14 protein-coding genes are annotated in these 18,529 nt (G+C 59.2%); 12 read left to right on the top strand and 2 right to left on the bottom strand.

The window, feature by feature from the left end; genetic code table 11:
• The first annotated feature begins 117 nt into the window (after positions 1–117).
• The 3 genes from E3Z29_RS17440 to pgm all read left to right on the top strand — a co-directional run bounded on the left by E3Z29_RS17440 (position 118) and on the right by pgm (position 4,779).
• Positions 118–1,587, top strand: coding sequence for a hypothetical protein (locus tag E3Z29_RS17440; protein WP_134786458.1), 1,470 nt, complete (start codon positions 118–120; stop codon positions 1,585–1,587).
• A 48-nt stretch (positions 1,588–1,635) separates the two neighbouring features.
• Positions 1,636–3,036, top strand: coding sequence for a PLP-dependent aminotransferase family protein (locus E3Z29_RS17435; protein WP_134786457.1), 1,401 nt, complete (start codon positions 1,636–1,638; stop codon positions 3,034–3,036).
• Positions 3,037–3,132: 96 nt separating this feature from the next.
• Complete coding sequence (gene pgm, locus E3Z29_RS17430) at positions 3,133–4,779, top strand: phosphoglucomutase (alpha-D-glucose-1,6-bisphosphate-dependent) (RefSeq protein ID WP_134786456.1); 1,647 nt, start codon at positions 3,133–3,135, stop codon at positions 4,777–4,779.
• 182 nt (positions 4,780–4,961) lie between these two features.
• Here the strand turns inward: pgm and E3Z29_RS17425 are convergent, their stop codons facing one another.
• The gene (locus E3Z29_RS17425; RefSeq protein WP_027612774.1) at positions 4,962–5,657 is read right to left on the bottom strand and encodes a pirin family protein; all 696 of its coding nucleotides are present in this window, start codon (positions 5,655–5,657) and stop codon (positions 4,962–4,964) included.
• A gap of 278 nt (positions 5,658–5,935) precedes the next feature.
• Here E3Z29_RS17425 and E3Z29_RS17420 point away from each other — a divergent pair, with 278 nt between their 5' ends.
• Positions 5,936–8,410 (top strand): UvrD-helicase domain-containing protein, encoded by a 2,475-nt coding sequence (locus tag E3Z29_RS17420; RefSeq protein ID WP_134786455.1) that lies wholly within the window; start codon positions 5,936–5,938, stop codon positions 8,408–8,410.
• A gap of 59 nt (positions 8,411–8,469) precedes the next feature.
• On the opposite strand, the gene E3Z29_RS17415 is transcribed toward E3Z29_RS17420, so the two are convergent.
• On the bottom strand, positions 8,470–8,742 hold the full coding sequence (locus tag E3Z29_RS17415; protein ID WP_025109621.1) for a DUF1652 domain-containing protein: 273 nt from the start codon (positions 8,740–8,742) through the stop codon (positions 8,470–8,472).
• A gap of 263 nt (positions 8,743–9,005) precedes the next feature.
• Here E3Z29_RS17415 and E3Z29_RS17410 point away from each other — a divergent pair, with 263 nt between their 5' ends.
• The 8 genes from E3Z29_RS17410 (at position 9,006) to E3Z29_RS17370 (ending at position 18,528) form a co-directional block, all read left to right on the top strand.
• Complete coding sequence (locus E3Z29_RS17410; protein ID WP_134786454.1) at positions 9,006–9,821, top strand: AraC family transcriptional regulator; 816 nt, start codon at positions 9,006–9,008, stop codon at positions 9,819–9,821.
• Between the two features lie 52 nt (positions 9,822–9,873).
• Positions 9,874–11,280: an FAD-binding oxidoreductase gene (locus E3Z29_RS17405; RefSeq protein ID WP_134786453.1), complete on the top strand. Its 1,407-nt coding sequence runs from the start codon at positions 9,874–9,876 to the stop codon at positions 11,278–11,280.
• Positions 11,281–11,311: 31 nt separating this feature from the next.
• Positions 11,312–11,656, top strand: a complete 345-nt coding sequence (locus E3Z29_RS17400) for a cupin domain-containing protein (RefSeq protein WP_134786452.1) — start codon at positions 11,312–11,314, stop codon at positions 11,654–11,656.
• Positions 11,657–11,712: 56 nt separating this feature from the next.
• Positions 11,713–12,798 (top strand): polyamine ABC transporter substrate-binding protein, encoded by a 1,086-nt coding sequence (locus E3Z29_RS17395; RefSeq protein WP_134786451.1) that lies wholly within the window; start codon positions 11,713–11,715, stop codon positions 12,796–12,798.
• Between the two features lie 460 nt (positions 12,799–13,258).
• Positions 13,259–14,722 carry a serralysin family metalloprotease gene (locus E3Z29_RS17385; protein WP_134786450.1) on the top strand — a complete coding sequence of 488 codons (1,464 nt, stop codon included), beginning with the start codon at positions 13,259–13,261 and terminating at the stop codon, positions 14,720–14,722.
• Between the two features lie 92 nt (positions 14,723–14,814).
• On the top strand, positions 14,815–15,237 hold the full coding sequence (locus E3Z29_RS17380) for an AprI/Inh family metalloprotease inhibitor (protein ID WP_167734209.1): 423 nt from the start codon (positions 14,815–14,817) through the stop codon (positions 15,235–15,237).
• 169 nt (positions 15,238–15,406) lie between these two features.
• Positions 15,407–17,182 (top strand): type I secretion system permease/ATPase, encoded by a 1,776-nt coding sequence (locus tag E3Z29_RS17375; protein ID WP_134786449.1) that lies wholly within the window; start codon positions 15,407–15,409, stop codon positions 17,180–17,182.
• A complete protein-coding gene (locus tag E3Z29_RS17370) occupies positions 17,179–18,528 on the top strand; it encodes an HlyD family type I secretion periplasmic adaptor subunit (protein ID WP_003225006.1) in 1,350 nt (449 codons plus the stop codon). Before E3Z29_RS17375 ends, E3Z29_RS17370 begins: the two co-directional genes overlap by 4 nt.
• The last annotated feature ends 1 nt before the right edge of the window (position 18,529 follow it).

Below are 18,529 nucleotides of genomic sequence, written 5' to 3'. Positions count from 1 at the left end.
AATAACTTCAAAATCATAAGTGTTAGTATTTGATCGTCTATTACTTATTGATGAATTTATTGCGCCAGCGTCATCGCTGATGCGCGATATGAATTTTTTATGCCGGGTAAAGTACTGATGAGCACGATCCATGATCAGGCAATGAACTATGTCTACCAGCAAGTATTGCAACGCCTGCTGAGTTTCTTTTCCAGAGCCGAGCGCACAGCGCTGCAGTTGCTGATCCAGCGTCTGGTGGTCGCCGCCGGCGGAATGGAGCGCATGGGTGAATACAAGGTCATGGTGACGCCATCCGGTACCCGTGACAGTTGCTACATGCTGGCGCTGCTGCGCGCCGCCCAGTTGAGTATTGCCGGCCGCGCCCCCGCCACGTTCCAGTTACGTGTGGCCACCTTGCGCCGCAGCGAATCGGGGACGGCGGCGCTGAACAACATGCACCGCAGCTTCGCTGCCTTGTTTCTGTATGACGACCCCCGTGTCGAGTTGCTCATGGTGGAACATCGACAAGTGTTGCCGTTCAACCATCTGGCGCCACTCGGAATGGACAGCGCGGACGCCCATCGCACCAATCTGCTGATGATGGGGCATCGACGTGCCAGGGGCGAGAAGCTTGAGTGGCGGGACGACGCCTGCCTGGCCTGGGCCGAATTTTACGGCCAGATTGCTCGCTGGAGTAACGGCGTGGATGCCTGGCTGGCCAGCGAATCGCCGCGTCGTCAGAAGCAGTTTGTCGAAGACCTGGACCGGGCCGTGCAGAAGGCCGGTATCGGGGCGCTGACGCCGAATTCCGGGACGTTCGATGAGCTGTTCGCTTTGCTGGACGGATTGGGAGGGGATTTGTATCGCGGTTTTTACTCCGAATCGGAGCGGCAATGCTGGCGTCCCGAGGGTGGCTTCGAGTCATGTCGTCGCACGACATTTGTCGACATTCATGACATGGCGGTCGGCAATCTTGAAGAACGCTGGCCGCTACTGAGCGAGTTTCTGGGGTTCGAGGCAGAGGAATGGGTGTTTCACCAGGGTGAGGGCGAATACGCCGACCCTTTGATCGAGGCCCATTTACGCGGCCTGGAAGCGGAGTTCATCAGCGATCGCAGCTATGAAGCGGGGTTCTCGGAACATGTCCAGCGCATGCTGGCGAACATGCAGCTGCAGCGGGTGCCGGAACCGGTCTGCGAGCAGATGATCGCAAGATTGGGGCAACGGCAGACCACGGAAGAACTGCGCGAAGCAGCGGCGAGCTGGCTGCACCAGACTTACGGTCTGAGCGAAGCACAATGGATCTGCCTGCTGTTCACGCCGTTCATCGAGCGTGGAGCCGGGCTCGAGCGGTTTCTGCGCAGCTGTCATCCCGGCATGTTGGTGGCGCTGCCTGATTTGCATCGGGCCATGCAGGGGCTGCACGGCCCGGAGCAGGTAATGCAGTGGATGATGGACGTCAGCGGTTTACCGGTTCGGCTCATCGGCCACCTCTACGCCATGGAACCCTTGCCTGCGCACGGTGCGGCCCGGCAAACACTGGAGACCGCACTCGACGCGGCAGGCCTCGATGGCTCCGGCGTGGGTGACCGGTCAGTGGAACGATGAAGTGAGCGAGCGATCCTTGGGCGCACCAACGGTTATGGTGTCCGTCTCATGAAGGCTGCACGGGAATCCGGTTTCGCCTACCAGGCAGTCTATCGATACCTGATGCGCTTGATGGCCGAGTCGGCTTACGATGGCAATTCACGGCTGCCATCGCTGCGTCAGTTGGCAGATCGCTTGAACGTGTCGATCTCGACCATTCAATACGCTTACTCGTTGCTCGAAAAGGAAGGGCGGATCTATTCGGTGGCCAAGTCCGGGTATTACGCCAGGGCGGTTTCGGGGGGGACGCCACCTGCCATGAGCAATGATCTGCTCGAAACGCTCTATGTCAACGCGCGGCACCCGGGTATGCGTTTGTTGAATGCTGATGATCCGGTTTCGCTGCAGTCACTGGACAGTCCATTGCTGTTGTTGGAGCGTGAGCTGCTGCGCCAGTATCCCCGCCAGCCGCCGTTGCTCGACCAGCCTTGTGGTGAACTGGAATTACGCGCCGTCCTGGCGGCCCGCTATACCACCTCGCCAAAGCAGTGCTGGCACGCCGAGGATGTTTACATCGGCGCGGATATGCGCGGGGTGCTGGAGATCCTGGTGGCCGTTCTGCAGCTCAGGCACACAACCATTCTGGTCGAGTCGCCCTGTGACTGGGTGATACTGCGGTTGCTGCAGGCGGCTGAGGTGCGTGTAATCGAACTGCCGTTGCAGGCCTGTGGCGGGCTGGAGCCGCAGCGGCTGGAAACACTGCTCAAGACCGAAGACGTGCGGCTGATTCTGCTGTCCTCGGGCCTGTGCATGCCGCGCGGTACACAGGTTCCAGCGGATAACCGCAACGCGATCGCCGGCCTGCTTGGCGAGCACGGCACCTGGGTGCTGGAAAACGACTGCTACGGTGAACTGGGCGAGGCAACGGGCGTCGAGCGTCTGCGTGATCAACTGGACCCTGACCGACTGCTGGTCTTCTCCACGTTCGAGAAATTCATCGGTATCGAAGCGCCTTACGGGTACGTGTTGTCGCGCCAATGGAAGCACGAAATGCAGCGGCATTTTCTGATGCGCTCGTTCCGGTTGTCGCCCGTTCGCCAGAAAGCCATTGCCCGGCTGTATGGAAACGGTCGGGTCGATCAGCATCTGCACGTACTTCGCCGGCTCCTCAAGGAACGCCGTACGCCGATGATCGACTTGTTGCGCGAACGTCTGGGCGAAGCGTTGCAGGTTGTCGAGCCACAAGGTGGGGCGACGGTCTGGGTGCGGGCACGGCGGCCGGTGGACATGCGCGATGTGTTTCAGCGCCTGCTCAGGCAACATGTGTTGATTGCGCCGGGCGAACTGTTCAGCTTGCAGGGATTGCACCGTCGGCATCTGCGCCTGAACCTGCTGGATCATGGCGAGAGCGGCTTGGGCGGAGCGCTCGAGAGGTTGGGAGAGGCGTTGCGCTTGGCGCCGCTGGAATGAACGTTGAAATCTGTCGGATAGATCCCGTCGCGCTGCGGTCGAAGTGTCAGTAAACTGCGCTCTATTTCCTGAACCACTCTATTTCAGAGGTTTTGCATGACTATCAGTCCTTTTGCGGGCAAACCGGCACCAGCAGAATTGTTGGTCGACATCCCGCGACTGGTAACGGCTTATTACACCGGCCAACCGGACGCTTCGATTGCCACCCAGTGTGTTGCATTCGGTACTTCCGGGCACCGCGGCAGCTCCTTCGACCTGAGTTTCAATGAATGGCACGTTCTGGCGATCAGCCAGGCGATCTGCCTGTATCGCGAAGCCCAGGGCATCGACGGCCCGTTGTTCGTCGGTATCGACACCCATGCGCTGTCGACCCCGGCCGGGGCCAGTGCGCTGGAAGTGCTGGCGGCCAACGGCGTGACCGTGATGATCGCCGAAGGTGACGAATACACGCCGACACCGGCGGTTTCGCATGCAATCCTCTGCTACAACCGTGGCCGCACCTCGGGCCTGGCCGATGGCATCGTGATTACGCCGTCGCACAATCCGCCACAAAGCGGGGGCTACAAATACAACCCTACCAACGGCGGCCCGGCCGACACCCACATCACCAAGTGGATCGAAGCCAAGGCCAACGAGCTGCTGGCCAACAAGCTGGCAGGCGTCAAACGCATCAGCTACGAGCAGGCGCTCAAGGCCAGCACCACCCACCGTCACGACTACCTCAACACCTACGTCGCTGACCTCATCAACGTGATCGACTTCGATGCCATCCGTGACGCCAAGCTGCGTCTGGGTGTAGATCCGTTGGGCGGAGCAGGGGTGCGCTACTGGTCGGCGATTGCCGAGCATTACCGTCTTGATCTGGATGTGGTGAATAAGCAGGTCGATCCGACTTTCCGCTTCATGACGGTCGACTGGGATGGACAGATCCGTATGGACCCGTCGTCCAGCCATGCCATGCAAGGTTTGATCGGTCTCAAGGAGCGTTACGACGTGGCCTTCGCCTGCGACCCGGATCACGATCGCCATGGCATCGTCACCCCGTCGGGTGGTCTGCTGGCACCGAACAACTATCTGGCGGTGTCCATCGATTACCTGTTCCAGAACCGTCCGCAATGGCGCGCCGACGCCGCCGTGGGTAAAACCGTGGTCAGCAGCGGTCTGATCGATCGTGTGGCCAAGCGTCTGGGACGTCGTCTGTACGAAGTGCCGGTCGGTTTCAAATGGTTTGCCGATGGCCTGTTCGATGGCTCGCTGGGTTTTGGTGGCGAAGAAAGCGCTGGCGCTTCGTTCCTGCGCAAGGACGGCGGCGTCTGGAGCACCGACAAGGACGGTCTGATTCCGGCGTTGTTGGCGGCGGAAATGACTGCTCGTACCGGGCGTGATCCAAGCCAGGCTTATCGCGCACTGACCGATGAGCTGGGCGAGCCGTTCTCGGTGCGCGTAGACGCCAAGGCCAACCCTGAGCAGAAAGCGCTGTTGAGCAAACTGTCGCCGGAGCAAGTAACGTCGACCGAACTGGCAGGCGAGAAGATTCAGAGCATTCTCAGCCATGCGCCGGGCAACGATCAGGCCATTGGTGGTCTGAAGGTGATGACCGAAAACGGCTGGTTCGCCGCACGTCCTTCGGGCACCGAAGACATCTACAAGATCTACGCCGAAAGCTTCATTCGCGATGACCACCTCAAGCAACTGGTGGCTGAAGCGCAAACGCTGGTGGATGGCGCAATCAGCACCAAGTGATCTTCAGGGGGGTGAGTTCTTCCTGTGGTGAGGGGATTTATCCCCGATGGACTGCGTAGCAGTCCGCTCCATTGAAAAGAAGGCCGCTTTGCGCCTATCGGGGATGAATCCCCTCGCCACAAAAGCTGCAAAAAAGGGGCGACCATGACGGTCGCCCCTTTTTTTACCTGCATATCAGGCGATCAAGCCAGATCCACCAACACGATTTCGCTGTCTTCGAGTGCCGTCACCGTCAGTATTGACTCATGCTCGACGGCGACACCGTCTCGAGCTTGTGCGCGCAAGCCATTGACTTCAATCAGACCGGTGGCGGGTACCAGATACGCTCGACGTCCGGCATCCAACTGATATTCAGCTGTTTCGCCGGCCTTGAGGTTGGCCGCGACCAACCGCGCATCACCGCGAATGCGCAGGCTCTGATCGTCGCCGTCCTTGCCGCTGGCGAGGGTCACGAAGCCTTCGCGCTGGCCTTTGGGGAACGGTTTGGCACCCCACGATGGCGGCGCGCCAGTTTCCGTCGGCAGAATCCAGATCTGAAAGATTCGGGTCTCTTTGTCTTCCAGGTTGTACTCGCTGTGTGCGATGCCGGTGCCGGCGCTCATGACCTGCACGTCGCCTGCTTCAGTACGGCCCTTGTTGCCAAGGTTGTCCTGGTGGGTAATCGCACCTTCACGCACGTAAGTGATGATTTCCATGTCGCGGTGCGGGTGCAGCGGGAATCCGGTGCCGGCGGCGATCACGTCATCGTTCCACACCCGCAGATTGCCCCAGTTCATGCGTTGCGGATCGTAGTATTCGGCGAACGAAAAGTGGTGATGGGCATCCAACCAGCCGTGGTGAGCGCCGCCCAGCGTATTGAAAGGTCTGAGTTCAAGCATGATCGTCTCCTCAAAAGGTTCGTCATGGGGCGTAACGCCAAAGCCATGAAGCGAGACCGTCGGTTATGACGGGCATCATCCATCAGGCAACCATCGAGAAAAAGCGTAAAAAGTGCGGCATTCTCATCGAATCCGTTGATGAGAAACTGGCTCGAAACGATCTCATCCAACTTTCAGTTCATCGCCTAAACCAATGAGCTGTAAGCATTTCGCTAGAACTCACGGGCGAATACGGCCACCATAGCCCCCAACAGCCTCACACACTGGAGCCCCTCAGCGTGGCGCAACACACTCCCGATCTTCCTCCCGAACTTCGCCCACTGGCCGAGATGCCATGGTTCAAGCGTCTGGCCGCGCGTTTTTTCGGCCACGGCCTGACGCGTTTGCGCGCCCAGCACCGAGCCTCTTGGCTGCACGGTCAGGCGGACGGTTTTCGCAGCGGACACACCGCTGGCGTGGAGTACGGCTTCAAAGAGGGAAAACTTGAAGGGCTGGAGGAAGGCCGCCAGGTTTTGCTGATTCGTGACAGTCGCAGCACCGAGCATCGTCCGCCGAGCGTCGATAATCATCTGTTCGACGACTGGCGTCTGCCGCTCAGCGCCGAGCTGAAGAAACGCATGAAAGCCGATGTGGCGCGCCTGCTGCCCGCGCATACCCAGCCAAGCCTCGCTCAATGGAAGATGATTTTCAGTGACACTCCTTCGACCTCGGTGATCGCCGGGGCCGGGGCAGGCAAGTCGACCACGTTGGTGCTGCGCATCCTGTTGCTCACGCATTATCTGGGCTTTGAGCTGGATTCAATGACCGTGGTGACCTTCACCCGTGAGTCGCGCAAGGATTTCATCAATAAGCTGATCGAGATGTTCGCGCTCTGGGGCCAGCCATTGAGCCTGCAACAGGCGCGGGAACTGGTGCGCACCTTTCACTCACGCATTTTGCCGATGGTACGCAGCCTGCCGGGGTTCGAACGCTTGCAGGCTTTTGAAAATCTCAGCAATCGGCCACAAGGCGCTGACGAGGAGGTCGACAGCAACCCGTTCGATCTGCGGATCAACGATGCCCAGCGCCAGCAGCTCAACGCGTGCTACCACCGTTTATTCAATCAGGACCAACGTTTCCGCCAGTTGATTCAACCACTGGCCAAGGCTGCCTTGCAGCTCAAGGAGCTTGAGCGCGATCACCCGGACGTGCAGAAGCGCATGGCGGTGACCGAACTGGCAGCCAAACGCGACGAAGAACTGTGCGATGCCATCGAAGACCTGTGGTTTCGCGCCGGTGCCTGGCCGATCAAGGGCATTGAGCCCAGCCGGCAGACGTTCGAGATCAACGGTTCGACCTTTCACTGCCACGGGTACATTCCCAGCCTCGATGCCTGGGTGGTGCTCGGCTTCGATCCCCGGGAAAACCCGCAAATCTGCCGTCCAAACGCCAAACTTAGCGTGCGTGCTGAATGGGCTGTGAAGCGCACCCTGTTTCAAGCTTTCTGTCGTAAGCCATTGATTTGGCTGGATAGCTATGAAATGTCAAAGCGGGTTCTGTCGACGTTGGCTGGCGATGCGAGCGCGGGTCCGGGGTTCGATTACAAGGTCAAAGGTGAACTGGTTTCGGCGCCGTTACTGGACTGTTTTGTTGCGGCGGCCGGCTTTATCGAAAACCTTGGGCTGGACGTGCCGGATGCCGTCGGCCGCATGAGTTTTGCCAAAGACGACCCGGACCGATTCTTCTTTGAGGCGCTGAGCCTGTTCTGGCGTGCCCTGGAAGATCATTTGCTCGATCAGAAGCCGCCGGTGATGACCTACAACCGAATGTTCGCGCTGTTCAGCGAACATTCGCCGGAGAACCTCAAGTTGCTCAGCGATGAGCTGCTGCGACCGATGTCGCACCTGATGATCGACGAGTTTCAGGACGTATCGCCGCAAATCGTCTCGTGGATCCGCGCCAGCCTCGCGGAAATCCGCAGTCGCGGCCCGGCCATGCATGTCGGGCGGGGTGCGCAGCGTTCTTCGTTGCTGTGTGTCGGCGACGATTGGCAGTCGATCTACGGCTGGCGCGGCAGTTCGCCGAGTTACTTCATGGAGTTCAACAAGGAATTCCCGTCACCGAGCACCACGCGGGTGATGCTCAGTGACAACTATCGCAGCCATCAGCACATCATCGATGCTGCCGAACACATCGTCCGCGCCGCGCCGGCAATCCCCGGCAAGAAGGCCAAGGCCAGCGGTGCTCCCAAGGCATTGCAGCCAGTCAATGTGCTGGAGCGCGATGATCAGGCCTTGGGACAGCGCCTGGCTGAACATTACAATCGTGGCGATTCGATCTTGATGCTCTATCGAAAAAGCAGCGATAAGTTATTGATAGAGCAGCATATTCAGCCTGTAGTTAATGTTGATTCGAGCTTGCCGTACGAAGCGCGACGGCTGAAACAGCTGACTTACCACAGCGCCAAGGGGCTGCAGGCTGATGCGGTGTTCCTGCTCGGTGACTGCCAGCACCTGACCAGTTCGCCCTACAAGAATCAAGTGTATCGCATGGCCGGCTTGGGCAAGGCTGGCGACAGTGAGCCTTATGACACGGCGCAGAAGGACGAGATTCTGCGGCTGGCCTACGTTGGTATCACCCGGGCGGTCAGCCATTGCTACTGGTACGTCGAGCCGCAGGATACCCAGGCGGTGAACATGCCAAGGGCGTCCGATCGGGTTGCCCAAGGCAAGGCATACTTCGTCGATCACCGAAAACAGCCGCAAAACGCGTAGCACGCAAGCACAAAAAAAGCCCGCCTGAATTGGCGGGCTTTTTTATATAAAACAATAGTTTATGCGTAACTCTTGAGAGATTCCGGAGGAATGAAAGCCTCCAGTTCGTCTTCCACAGCCTCAATGATGCGCTCGACATCGGCCGCGTTCATCACCGTCGCACAAGGAATACCGGCGATGGCGATCATGGTTTCACCGCTGGCACGATCAAACAGACGGGCAATCATGCTGCCCGGCGCATCCATCGTTGCCTCAAAACCCATGGGATGAAAGTGCCAACGCATCAGTTGGCACGCATTGGGAAACGTGACTTTACTGGAGCCTTTATTCATGTGTTGCCCGCCTTCTTCATCGAGCGCTTCCTTTTGCTCATGTTAGGTGGGAAGAGCCTTCATTGGCTCAACCGGTCAGTGACGTTAAAAGTAGCACCCGCGTGTGAATTTTCCGTGAGATTTTTCAGTTCATTTTGCGATTGCTGCGCGTTTTTTGATGTAAGTCACGTCGGGATCAGTCATCGCCAAATGGCCACTACGGTTTGCTCGTTGATCGTTTTGTCGAACTTGGGCAAGCTCGGTTCTTTTGCGCCGAGCCCTTTATGCACGCCGACGATGACGGCCCCGAACAGACCCCGGCCACGGCCGCCACGGTCATGCGCTACCACCTGAGCTGGAAGCACCGCGATCTGGACAGCGTCATGGCGCTGTATCACCCGGACGTCCAATACAACGATTTCTTTCAGAACCGGGTCCTCGGCCTCGACGAATTGCGTGAGTACGTGCGCGTGAGCATGCCGCGAGAATCCGACGAAGCGCTCGAGCATTGCGACCGGATTCGCGTGGATGGCAACACCGCGTTCATTCAATACGAAGTGACTTTGCGCGGTGGCGACGGGCTGGTGTCATTCCGATCCAGCGAAGCGATCACGGTCAAGGACGGCCTGATCTGGCGGGTCAACGAATACGCCTCGCTGGTCCGCACGCAAACCAACGGCGCTGTCGCACCCAGTCAGCGCCCGGCGGTCAGTCGCTTGGGGCTGTCGCCGCGCCAGATCAGTTTCATGGCCGAGGATCTGCAGCAATATTTCGAACGCCAGCAACCGTATCTCGATCCGGAACTGGATCTGCAACGGGTGGCAAAGGAGTGCGGCTACAGCCGCAATCAGATTTCCTATCTGCTCAATCAGGTGTTGGGCCAGAGCTTCTATCGCTACGTCAACCAGGCCCGCCTGCAGCACTTGCTCAAGTCACTGGATCAGGCCACGCCACCGCTGCGCATCGATGAGCTGGCGTTTGCTGCCGGTTTCAACTCGCTGTCAGCGTTCTACAGTTGTTTCCGCCAACACACCGGCCAGTCGCCGAAGGCCTACGCTAAACAAATTTCTTTGCGGGCACGCGCGCAAGACAGTGATTGAAGTCACACACTAGGATCGACGCCATCGAAGGTTTTCAGTGGCGGAGTCTTGCATGCCGGCGTGGCGCACTATCAGTTTGTGGATGGATCAACTCGACGAGCCGCTGATTGCGCGGCCGGCGCTGGAGCAGGATCTGGATGTCGACGTGGCGATCATCGGCGCCGGTTATACCGGGTTGTGGACCGCGTACTACCTGAAAAAACTCGCCCCCGGTCTCGATATCGCCATCGTCGAGGCGCAAACCGCCGGTTTCGGCGCGTCCGGGCGCAATGGCGGCTGGCTGATGGGTAACCTGCTGGGCGAGGATCGACTGTTCGCCGGTCTCTCTCCACAACAACGCCGCGCATCGTTTGATCTGCTGCACAGCATCCCCGATGAGGTGGAAGTTGTCCTCGAACGTGAGAGCATCCACTGCGATTACCGTAAAGGCGGGGTGCTGTACTGCGCCGCCCGTTACCCGGAGCAGGAAGCCAGCCTGCGCGAATACCTCGACAAACTGCACGCCCAAGGCCTGACCGACAACGATTACCGCTGGCTGAACCCCGAGCAACTGGCGCAACAGATTCGTGTGGCGAAACCCTACGGCGGCATTTACGCGCCGCACGTGGCGACCATTCACCCGGCGAAACTGGTGCGCGGTCTGGCGCGCACCGTGCAGAGCATGGGCGTGAAGATCTATGAAAACAGCCCAGTCACCCATTGGCAGTCCGGCAGTTTGCGCACGGCCAGGGCCAGTGTGCGCAGTCGCTGGATTGTGCCGGCGGTCGAAGGTTATTCGGTCACGCTCCCACCGTTGGGCCGCTATCAGTTGCCGGTGCAAAGCTTGATTGTCGCCACCGAGCCGTTGTCGGCAGCGACCTGGGATGAAATCGGCCTCAACCGTGGCCAGGCTTTCAGTGAGTTCAGCCGTCAGGTCACTTATGGCCAGCGCAGCGCCGATAACCGCCTGATCTTCGGCGCCCGCGGCGGTTACCAGTTCGCCGGCAAACTGCGCCACAACTTCGATCTGACCCGTGATGAGGTTGAGCTGCGCCGCTATCTGTTCGGCGAGCTGTTCCCGCAGTTGAAAAACGTGCAGATCACCCACGCCTGGGGCGGCAACCTCGGCATGTCCCGGCACTTCAAGCCGCACATGCTCTGCGATCGCGCCAATGGCATTGCGCTGTCCGGCGGTTATGGCGGGGAGGGTGTGGGTGCCAGCAATCTCGGCGGCCGCACCCTGGCCGATCTGATTCTTGAGCGCGATACCGAACTGGTGCATCAGCCGTGGGTGCTGTCGGACGGCGGAATTCATGCGCTACGCGCCTGGGAGCCGGAGCCGTGCCGCTGGCTTGGCTACAACGCGATCATCAAAAGTTTTGTCCACGAAGACCAGACCCTGGCCAACCCGGCCACTGCACCGTGGCGGCGCAAGCTTGCCAGCCAGGTCGCGGGCTTCATGGAAGGTTTCATGCACTAACCGCCATTTTCTTCAAAAGACAGGTCCCCCCATGAGCATTACGCAGTTCAAGAACACCGCCAGCCTGCAACTGGACGAATCCAGCCCGGTCGCCGTGCCACTCGGCGAGCCGGTCGCTATTGCCTCGACCACCAGCGTCGAGCGCGACGATGGCGTTGAAACCGGCGTCTGGGAATGCACCCCGGGGCGCTGGCGCCGGCAGATCACCGCACAGGAGTTCTGCCACTTCATCTCCGGCCGTTGCACGTTCACCCCGGACGACGACGGCGAAACCCTGCACATACAAGGTGGCGACGCACTGATGTTGCCGGCCAATACGCTCGGCATCTGGGATATCCAGGAGACCGTGCGCAAGAGCTACGTCCTTATTTTCTGATTGTTTGATCCTTTGATTGCCTGCCAACAAAAATAGCCACTACAGGAATCGACCCCATGATCCAGAAAACCCTCGCTCTGGCGCCGCTGCTGCTGGTCGCCTCCATTAGTCATGCCGCCGAAACGGTGAAGATTTACAACTGGTCGGACTACATCGCGCCGGACACCACGAAAAACTTCCAGAAAGACACCGGCATCGGCGTCACCTATGACGTCTACGACAGCAACGAAACCCTCGACGGCAAGTTGATGACCGGCAAATCCGGTTATGACGTGGTGTTCCCTTCCAACCACTTCATGGCGCGGCAGATCCAGGGCGGGGCGCTGAAGAAGCTCGACAAGAGCCAGTTGCCGAACTGGAAAAACCTCAACCCGGTGTTGCTCAAGGCCTTGCAGGTCAATGACCCGAACAACGAGCACGGTTTCCCGTATCTGTGGGGCAGCACCGGCATCGGCTACAACGTCGCCAAGGTCAAGGCGGTGCTGGGTGATAACGCGCCAGTGGATTCCTGGGATCTGATCTTCAAGCCCGAATACATGGAAAAACTGCAGAAGTGCGGCGTGGCGATCCTCGATAACGGCCCGGAACTGCTGCCGGCGGCGCTCAATTACCTGGGCTTGCCGCCCCACAGCAAGAACCCCGAGGACTACAAGAAAGCCGAAGCACTGCTGATGAAAGTGCGGCCGTATGTCAGCTACTTCCATTCCTCGAAATACACCAGCGACCTGGCCAATGGCGATATCTGCGTGGCGGTCGGTTTCTCCGGTGACATCCTGCAAGCGGAAAACCGCGCCAAGGAAGCGAAGAACGGCATCGACATCGGTTACGCGATTCCCAAGGAAGGCGCCGCCATCTGGTTCGACATGGTCGCCATGCCCGCCGATGCGCCGGACGAGAAGGCCGGTTACGCGTTCATGAACTATTTGCTGCGTCCGGATGTGATGGCCGGCATCAGCAATTACGTGCACTACGCCAATGGCAACCAGCAGGCCGACAGCCTGATCGATCCGGCAATCAAGGGTGACACCAAGGTCTATCCGAGCCCGGAGATGATGGGCAAGCTGTTTGCGCTGGAGGCAATGCCGCTGAACATCGATCGGATCCGCACGCGGGTGTGGAACAAGATCCGAACGGGTAGTTGATTCACTTCATTCCTGTGGGAGCGGGCTTGCTCGCGAATGCGTCCGTTCAGTCAGCAATTATGTTGATTGATAAGCCGCATTCGCGAGCAAGCCCGCTCCCACAATGTGTTTTCAGCGCAGCATTTTATTTGATATCAATACACTGGCATCGCACTAATAGAGTGCAGCAAAGTGAGACGTATCTATCAAAAAGCAACTTACCCATATTTAATATTTAAATAGAAAATCGTCAGACAATTAGGCGAGAACAAACACCTCATAACAATCTTTCGACCCCGCAGTCATTGTTTACGGGCATTTGACGGAACAGTCGGTTTTGATCTCAAAAAAATGCTAGACGACAGATTTCAAATTGTGTCAGGTTTCTTACGCCTTCATTGGGCGAGTGATAGGACGATCTCGCCAGGGATCGTCGCTATCTGACAAAAACTGTTCCATTGCTAAACAAGGAAGTGTGTTTATGTCGAAAGTAAAAGCGAACGCTATTGATATCACCGCAGACACATTCGTGCCTGTCGGCGCAGCGCAATCTCTGGCTGCGACCAGCTCTGCCTGGAACCAGATCAATAGCTTCAGCCATCAATACGATCGTGGCGGCAACCTCACGGTCAATGGCAAACCGTCCTTCTCGGTGGATCAAGCCGCCACTCAACTGTTGCGCGACGGTGCCTCCTGGCACGACCTGGACAACAGTGGCAAGATCGAACTGACCTACACCTTTTTGACCGCCAAAACCGCTAACTTCAGCGGCCTGGGCGTCACCGGTTTCAGTCAGTTCAGCTCCCTGCAGAAAGCCCAGGCCGTGCTCGCCATGCAATCCTGGGCGGATGTCGCCAACGTGACGTTCACCGAATCGGCCCGAGGTGGCGACGGGCACATGACCTTCGGTAACTACAGCGGCGGCCAGGAAGGCGCAGCGGCGTTTGCGTTCCTGCCAGGCACCGAGCCAGGCTATGACGGTCAATCCTGGTACCTGACCGGCAGTGGCTACGACGTCAACAAAACCCCGGGTCTGAACAATTACGGGCGTCAAACCCTGACCCACGAAATCGGCCACACCCTGGGCCTGTCTCACCCTGGCGACTACAACGCCGGCGAAGGCAATCCGACTTACAAGGATGCTTCCTACGGGCAAGACACCCGCGGTTACAGCCTCATGAGTTACTGGAGCGAAAGCAACACCGCCCAGAACTTCAGTAAGGGTGGTGTGGAAGCCTATGCTTCCGGCCCGCTGATGGATGACATCGCGGCCATCCAGAAGCTGTACGGTGCCAACATGAACACCCGTACCGGTGACACCACCTACGGCTTCAACTCCAACGCCGGTCGCGATTTCCTCAGCGCCTCGTCGTCGAGCGACAAGCTGGTGTTCTCGGTTTGGGACGCGGGCGGCAAGGACACCTTCGACTTCTCGGGTTTCACCCAGAACCAGAAGATCAATCTCAACGAAGCCTCGTTCTCCGACGTTGGCGGCATGATCGGTAACGTGTCCATCGCCAAGGGCGTGACCATCGAGAACGCCATTGGTGGTTCGGGCAACGACCTGCTGATCGGTAACAGTGCGTCCAACGAGCTGAAGGGCGGTGCCGGCAACGACATCATCTACGGCGCTGGTGGTGCGGACAAACTGTGGGGCGGTGCGGGTTCGGACACTTTCGTGTTCGCCTCCAGCTCCGACTCCAAGCCGGGTGCAATCGATCAGATCCTCGATTTCGTCAGCGGTCTGGACAAAATCGACCTGAGCGCCATCACCAACGGTTCCGGCCTGCACTTTGTCAGCAGCTTCACCGGTTCGGCCGGCGACGCGATCCTGACCTCGTCGGGCGGTAACAGCCTGTTGTCGGTGGATTTCTCCGGGCACGGCGTGGCGGACTTCCAGGTCAGCACCGTGGGCCAGGCAGCGACCAGCGACATCGTGGCGTGATGTGAAACGGGAAGCGGCGCTTGATGCGCCGCTTTCTTTGCTTGCATCGTGTTGATGGCTGGGCAAGGCTAGGTGCTGGAGCGAATTTTCTGATGATCTGTAAAGTTTTTACCTACAAGGCAATGGCGTGGCTTTCGGCGGCGTTCATCATGATTTCTGGAGAAACAACCATGGCAAGCAGCCTCAGACTTGAAGATCCATCGGTTTTTGCCGGGCAATGGCAGGCGACGTTGAGCACTGAAAATGACGCGCCCGAAGTGCAAAAGCTGCAGGATAAACCGTCGAACACCTGTGCCCTCGAACTGCAAGCCAATCAGACCGTCGGCAAGGGCGCCGAATGCCTCGGCGCATGGCTGGAAGATTCACCCATCGGTTGGTTTCCGGAACCCGACGGAGTTTCGATCACCGGCAAGGAAGGTTCAAGAATCGTGTTTTTCAGCCGACAAGGTGACGGGCTCTATTCCAGCACTTTGAAGTCGGGCCTGGTTGTTACACTCGAGCGCGCGACGAAATAAACGCTCAACTAATCCAGTTCGAATATATGGCAGTGTTTGAACGTTATAAGTGATCGTCGCAGTTGTTGAATGGTAAGCGAGTACTTGCAAAACATCTTTCGCAGGTAGGCGGAACATTAATTGAGCGCTCGTCGAAGTCTGGCGGGATCTATCATTTCAGGAAGAAACAATGAAGATGGCGAAGGCCCCAGCCACCGCTCCCTTGTTCAAGGCTTTGGGTGACTATAAAAGCATTCTGATCAGCGTCGGGTGCTTTACCGCACTGATTAACGTGCTGATGCTGGTGCCCTCCATTTATATGCTGCAGGTCTACGACCGCGTACTGTCTTCGCAGAACGAAACGACGTTGGCGATGCTGTCGTTGATGGTGGTTGGCTTCTTTGCCTTCATCGGCATGCTGGAGGTGGTGCGCAGCTTCATCGTGATCCGCATCGGCAGCCAACTGGAGCGCCGCTTCAACCTGCGGGTGTATCAGGCGGCGTTCGAACGCAACCTGTTCAAGGGCGAGGGCAACGCCGGGCAATCGCTGGGCGACCTGACTCACATTCGACAATTCGTCACCGGCCCGGCCCTGTTCGCGTTTTTCGACGCGCCGTGGTTCCCGGTCTATCTGTTTGTCATCTACCTGTTCAACGTCTGGCTGGGCGTGCTCGCCACAGCCGGCGCGCTGCTGCTGATTGCGCTGGCCTACCTCAACGAATACATGACCAAAAAACCGCTGGGCGAAGCCGCCGGTTACTCGCAGAAGTCCAGCCAACTGGCCACTAGTCACCTGCACAACGCGGAAACCATCCAGGCCATGGGCATGCTCGGCGCGTTGCGCAAGCGCTGGTTCGGTGTGCACTCGCGTTTCCTCGGTCTGCAGAATCAGGCCAGCGACACCGGCGCGGTGATCAGCTCGATCAGTAAGACCTTGCGCCTGTGCCTGCAATCGCTGGTGCTGGGCCTCGGTGCGTTGCTGGTGATCAAGGGCGACATGACCGCCGGGATGATGATTGCCGGTTCGATCCTGATGGGCCGCGTGCTGAGCCCGATCGACCAGTTGATCGCCGTGTGGAAACAGTGGAGCGGGGCGAAGCTGGCCTATCGTCGTCTGGACTCTTTGCTGCAGGCGTTCCCGCCGAGTGACGACGCCATGGCGCTGCCGGCGCCGAAAGGCCAGATCACTTTCGAGCAAGTCAGTGCCGGCCCTCCGGGGCAGCGCGCGGCAACCCTGCAGATGATCAATTTCAATCTGGGCGCTGGTGAAGTGCTCGGCGTGCTCGGTGCTTCCGGTTCCGGCAAGTCGACCCTGGCCCGTGTGCTGGTCGGCGTGTGGCCGACCCTCGGCGGCACGGTGCGCCTGGACAGTGCCGACATCCATCGCTGGAACCGCGACGAGCTCGGCCCGTACATCGGCTACCTGCCACAAGACATCGAACTGTTCAGCGGCAGCATCGCCGAGAACATCGCCCGTTTCAGCGAAGCCAACCCGGAGAAGGTCGTGGCCGCCGCGCAACAGGCCGGCGTCCACGAGATGATTCTGCGCCTGCCGCAAGGCTATGACACGCAACTGGGCGAGGACGGCAGTGGCCTGTCCGGCGGTCAAAAGCAGCGTGTGGCCCTGGCCCGTGCGATGTATGGCGATCCGAGCCTGGTGGTGCTCGATGAGCCGAACTCCAACCTCGACACTGTTGGTGAAGCCGCGCTGGCCAGCGCCATCGCCCAGCTCAAGGCCAAGGGCACCACCGTGGTGCTGGTGACGCATCGCTCTTCGGTACTGGCTCAGGCGGACAAACTGCTGGTGCTCAACGATGGCCGCTTGCAGGCGTTCGGCGCCAGTCAGGAAGTGCTCAAGGCGCTGTCCGGCGCTCAGGAACAACAACGGGAAAAATCCGCGCAGGCACCGGGCGGGCTCAGCATGAGCCGGCAGTACCAGCCCTCGACAAGGAATTCGGGTGTATGAGCAGCGCCAGCATGAACACTGAAAACGAAGCCTCCATGGAACACGCGTACGTCACCGAGCGCCCGGAGCGCGATGCGAAATTCTTCGCCCGCATGGGCTGGATTCTGGCCATCGTCGGCGCCGGCAGTTTCTTCACCTGGGCCGCACTGGCGCCGCTTGATCAGGGCATTCCGGTGCAGGGCACCGTGGTGGTCTCGGGCAAGCGCAAGGCTGTGCAGTCGATGAGCAGCGGCGTGGTCAGCCGGATTCTGGTGCGCGAAGGCGAGATCGTGAAGCAGGGTCAACCGCTGTTTCGCCTCGATCAGACCCAGGTGGCCGCCGACGTGCAGTCGCTGCAAGCCCAGTACCGCATGGCCTGGGCCAGCCTCGCACGCTGGCAGGCCGAGCGCGACAACCTCAAAGAAATCACCTTTCCTGCCGAACTGAGTAACGATCCGGATCCGCGTCTGGCGCTGGTTCTTGAAGGCCAGCGTCAACTGTTCAGCAGCCGTCGCGAAGCGTTCTACCGCGAGCAGGCCGGTCTGCGCGCCAGCATCGAAGGCGCCACCGCGCAGCTGGCGGGCATGCGTCGCGCCCGCACCGACCTCAATGCCCAGGCCGATTCGCTGCAACAGCAACTGAGCAACCTGCAGCCACTGGCGGACAACGGCTACATCCCGCGCAACCGCTTGATGGAGTACCAGCGTCAGCTGTCGCAAGTGCAGCAACAACTGGCGGAAAACACCGGTGAAAGCGGCCGGGTGGAGCAGGGCATCCTCGAATCGCGCCTGAAACTGCAACAGCATGGCGAGGAATATCAAAAGGAAGTGCGCACGCAACTGGCCGACGCGCAACTCAAAAGCGTGACCCTGTCCGAGCAACTGACCTCGGCCGGTTTCGACCTGCAACACAGCGAGATCCTCGCCACCGCCGACGGCGTGGCGGTCAACCTTGGCGTGCACACCGAAGGCGCTGTGGTGCGTCAGGGCGAAACCCTGCTGGAGATCGTCCCGCAAGGCACCACCCTGGAAGTCGAAGGGCACTTGCCGATCAACCTGATCGACAAGGTCGGCACGCATCTGCCGGTCGACATCCTGTTCACCGCGTTCAACCAGAGCAAGACCCCGCGTGTACCGGGTGAGGTCAGCCTGATTTCCGCCGACCAGATGGTCGACGAGAAAACCGGCGTGCCGTACTACGTGTTGCGCAGCAGCGTCAGTGATCAGGCGATGGAAAAACTCCATGGCCTGGTGATCAAGCCCGGTATGCCGGCAGAAATGTTCGTGCGCACGGGCGAACGGTCACTGCTCAACTACCTGTTCAAACCACTGCTCGATCGCGCTGGCTCTGCGTTGACTGAAGAATAAG

Source organism: Pseudomonas sp. S150, from assembly GCF_004526365.1.
GTDB lineage: Bacteria > Pseudomonadota > Gammaproteobacteria > Pseudomonadales > Pseudomonadaceae > Aquipseudomonas > Aquipseudomonas putida_A.
Note: the sequence above shows the minus strand (reverse complement) of the source record. Positions and strands in the feature narration are given on the sequence as shown.

Excerpts from the sequence above, each read along its gene's own strand:
- E3Z29_RS17440 (WP_134786458.1), top strand. The coding sequence starts at position 118 with ATGAGCACGATCCATGATCAGGCAATGAACTATGTCTACCAGCAAGTA.
- E3Z29_RS17435 (WP_134786457.1), top strand. The coding sequence starts at position 1,636 with ATGAAGGCTGCACGGGAATCCGGTTTCGCCTACCAGGCAGTCTATCGA.
- pgm (WP_134786456.1), top strand. The coding sequence starts at position 3,133 with ATGACTATCAGTCCTTTTGCGGGCAAACCGGCACCAGCAGAATTGTTG.
- E3Z29_RS17425 (WP_027612774.1), bottom strand. The coding sequence starts at position 5,657 with ATGCTTGAACTCAGACCTTTCAATACGCTGGGCGGCGCTCACCACGGC.
- E3Z29_RS17415 (WP_025109621.1), bottom strand. The coding sequence starts at position 8,742 with ATGAATAAAGGCTCCAGTAAAGTCACGTTTCCCAATGCGTGCCAACTG.
- E3Z29_RS17410 (WP_134786454.1), top strand. The coding sequence starts at position 9,006 with ATGCACGCCGACGATGACGGCCCCGAACAGACCCCGGCCACGGCCGCC.
- E3Z29_RS17405 (WP_134786453.1), top strand. The coding sequence starts at position 9,874 with ATGCCGGCGTGGCGCACTATCAGTTTGTGGATGGATCAACTCGACGAG.
- E3Z29_RS17400 (WP_134786452.1), top strand. The coding sequence starts at position 11,312 with ATGAGCATTACGCAGTTCAAGAACACCGCCAGCCTGCAACTGGACGAA.
- E3Z29_RS17395 (WP_134786451.1), top strand. The coding sequence starts at position 11,713 with ATGATCCAGAAAACCCTCGCTCTGGCGCCGCTGCTGCTGGTCGCCTCC.
- E3Z29_RS17385 (WP_134786450.1), top strand. The coding sequence starts at position 13,259 with ATGTCGAAAGTAAAAGCGAACGCTATTGATATCACCGCAGACACATTC.
- E3Z29_RS17380 (WP_167734209.1), top strand. The coding sequence starts at position 14,815 with ATGATCTGTAAAGTTTTTACCTACAAGGCAATGGCGTGGCTTTCGGCG.
- E3Z29_RS17375 (WP_134786449.1), top strand. The coding sequence starts at position 15,407 with ATGAAGATGGCGAAGGCCCCAGCCACCGCTCCCTTGTTCAAGGCTTTG.
- E3Z29_RS17370 (WP_003225006.1), top strand. The coding sequence starts at position 17,179 with ATGAGCAGCGCCAGCATGAACACTGAAAACGAAGCCTCCATGGAACAC.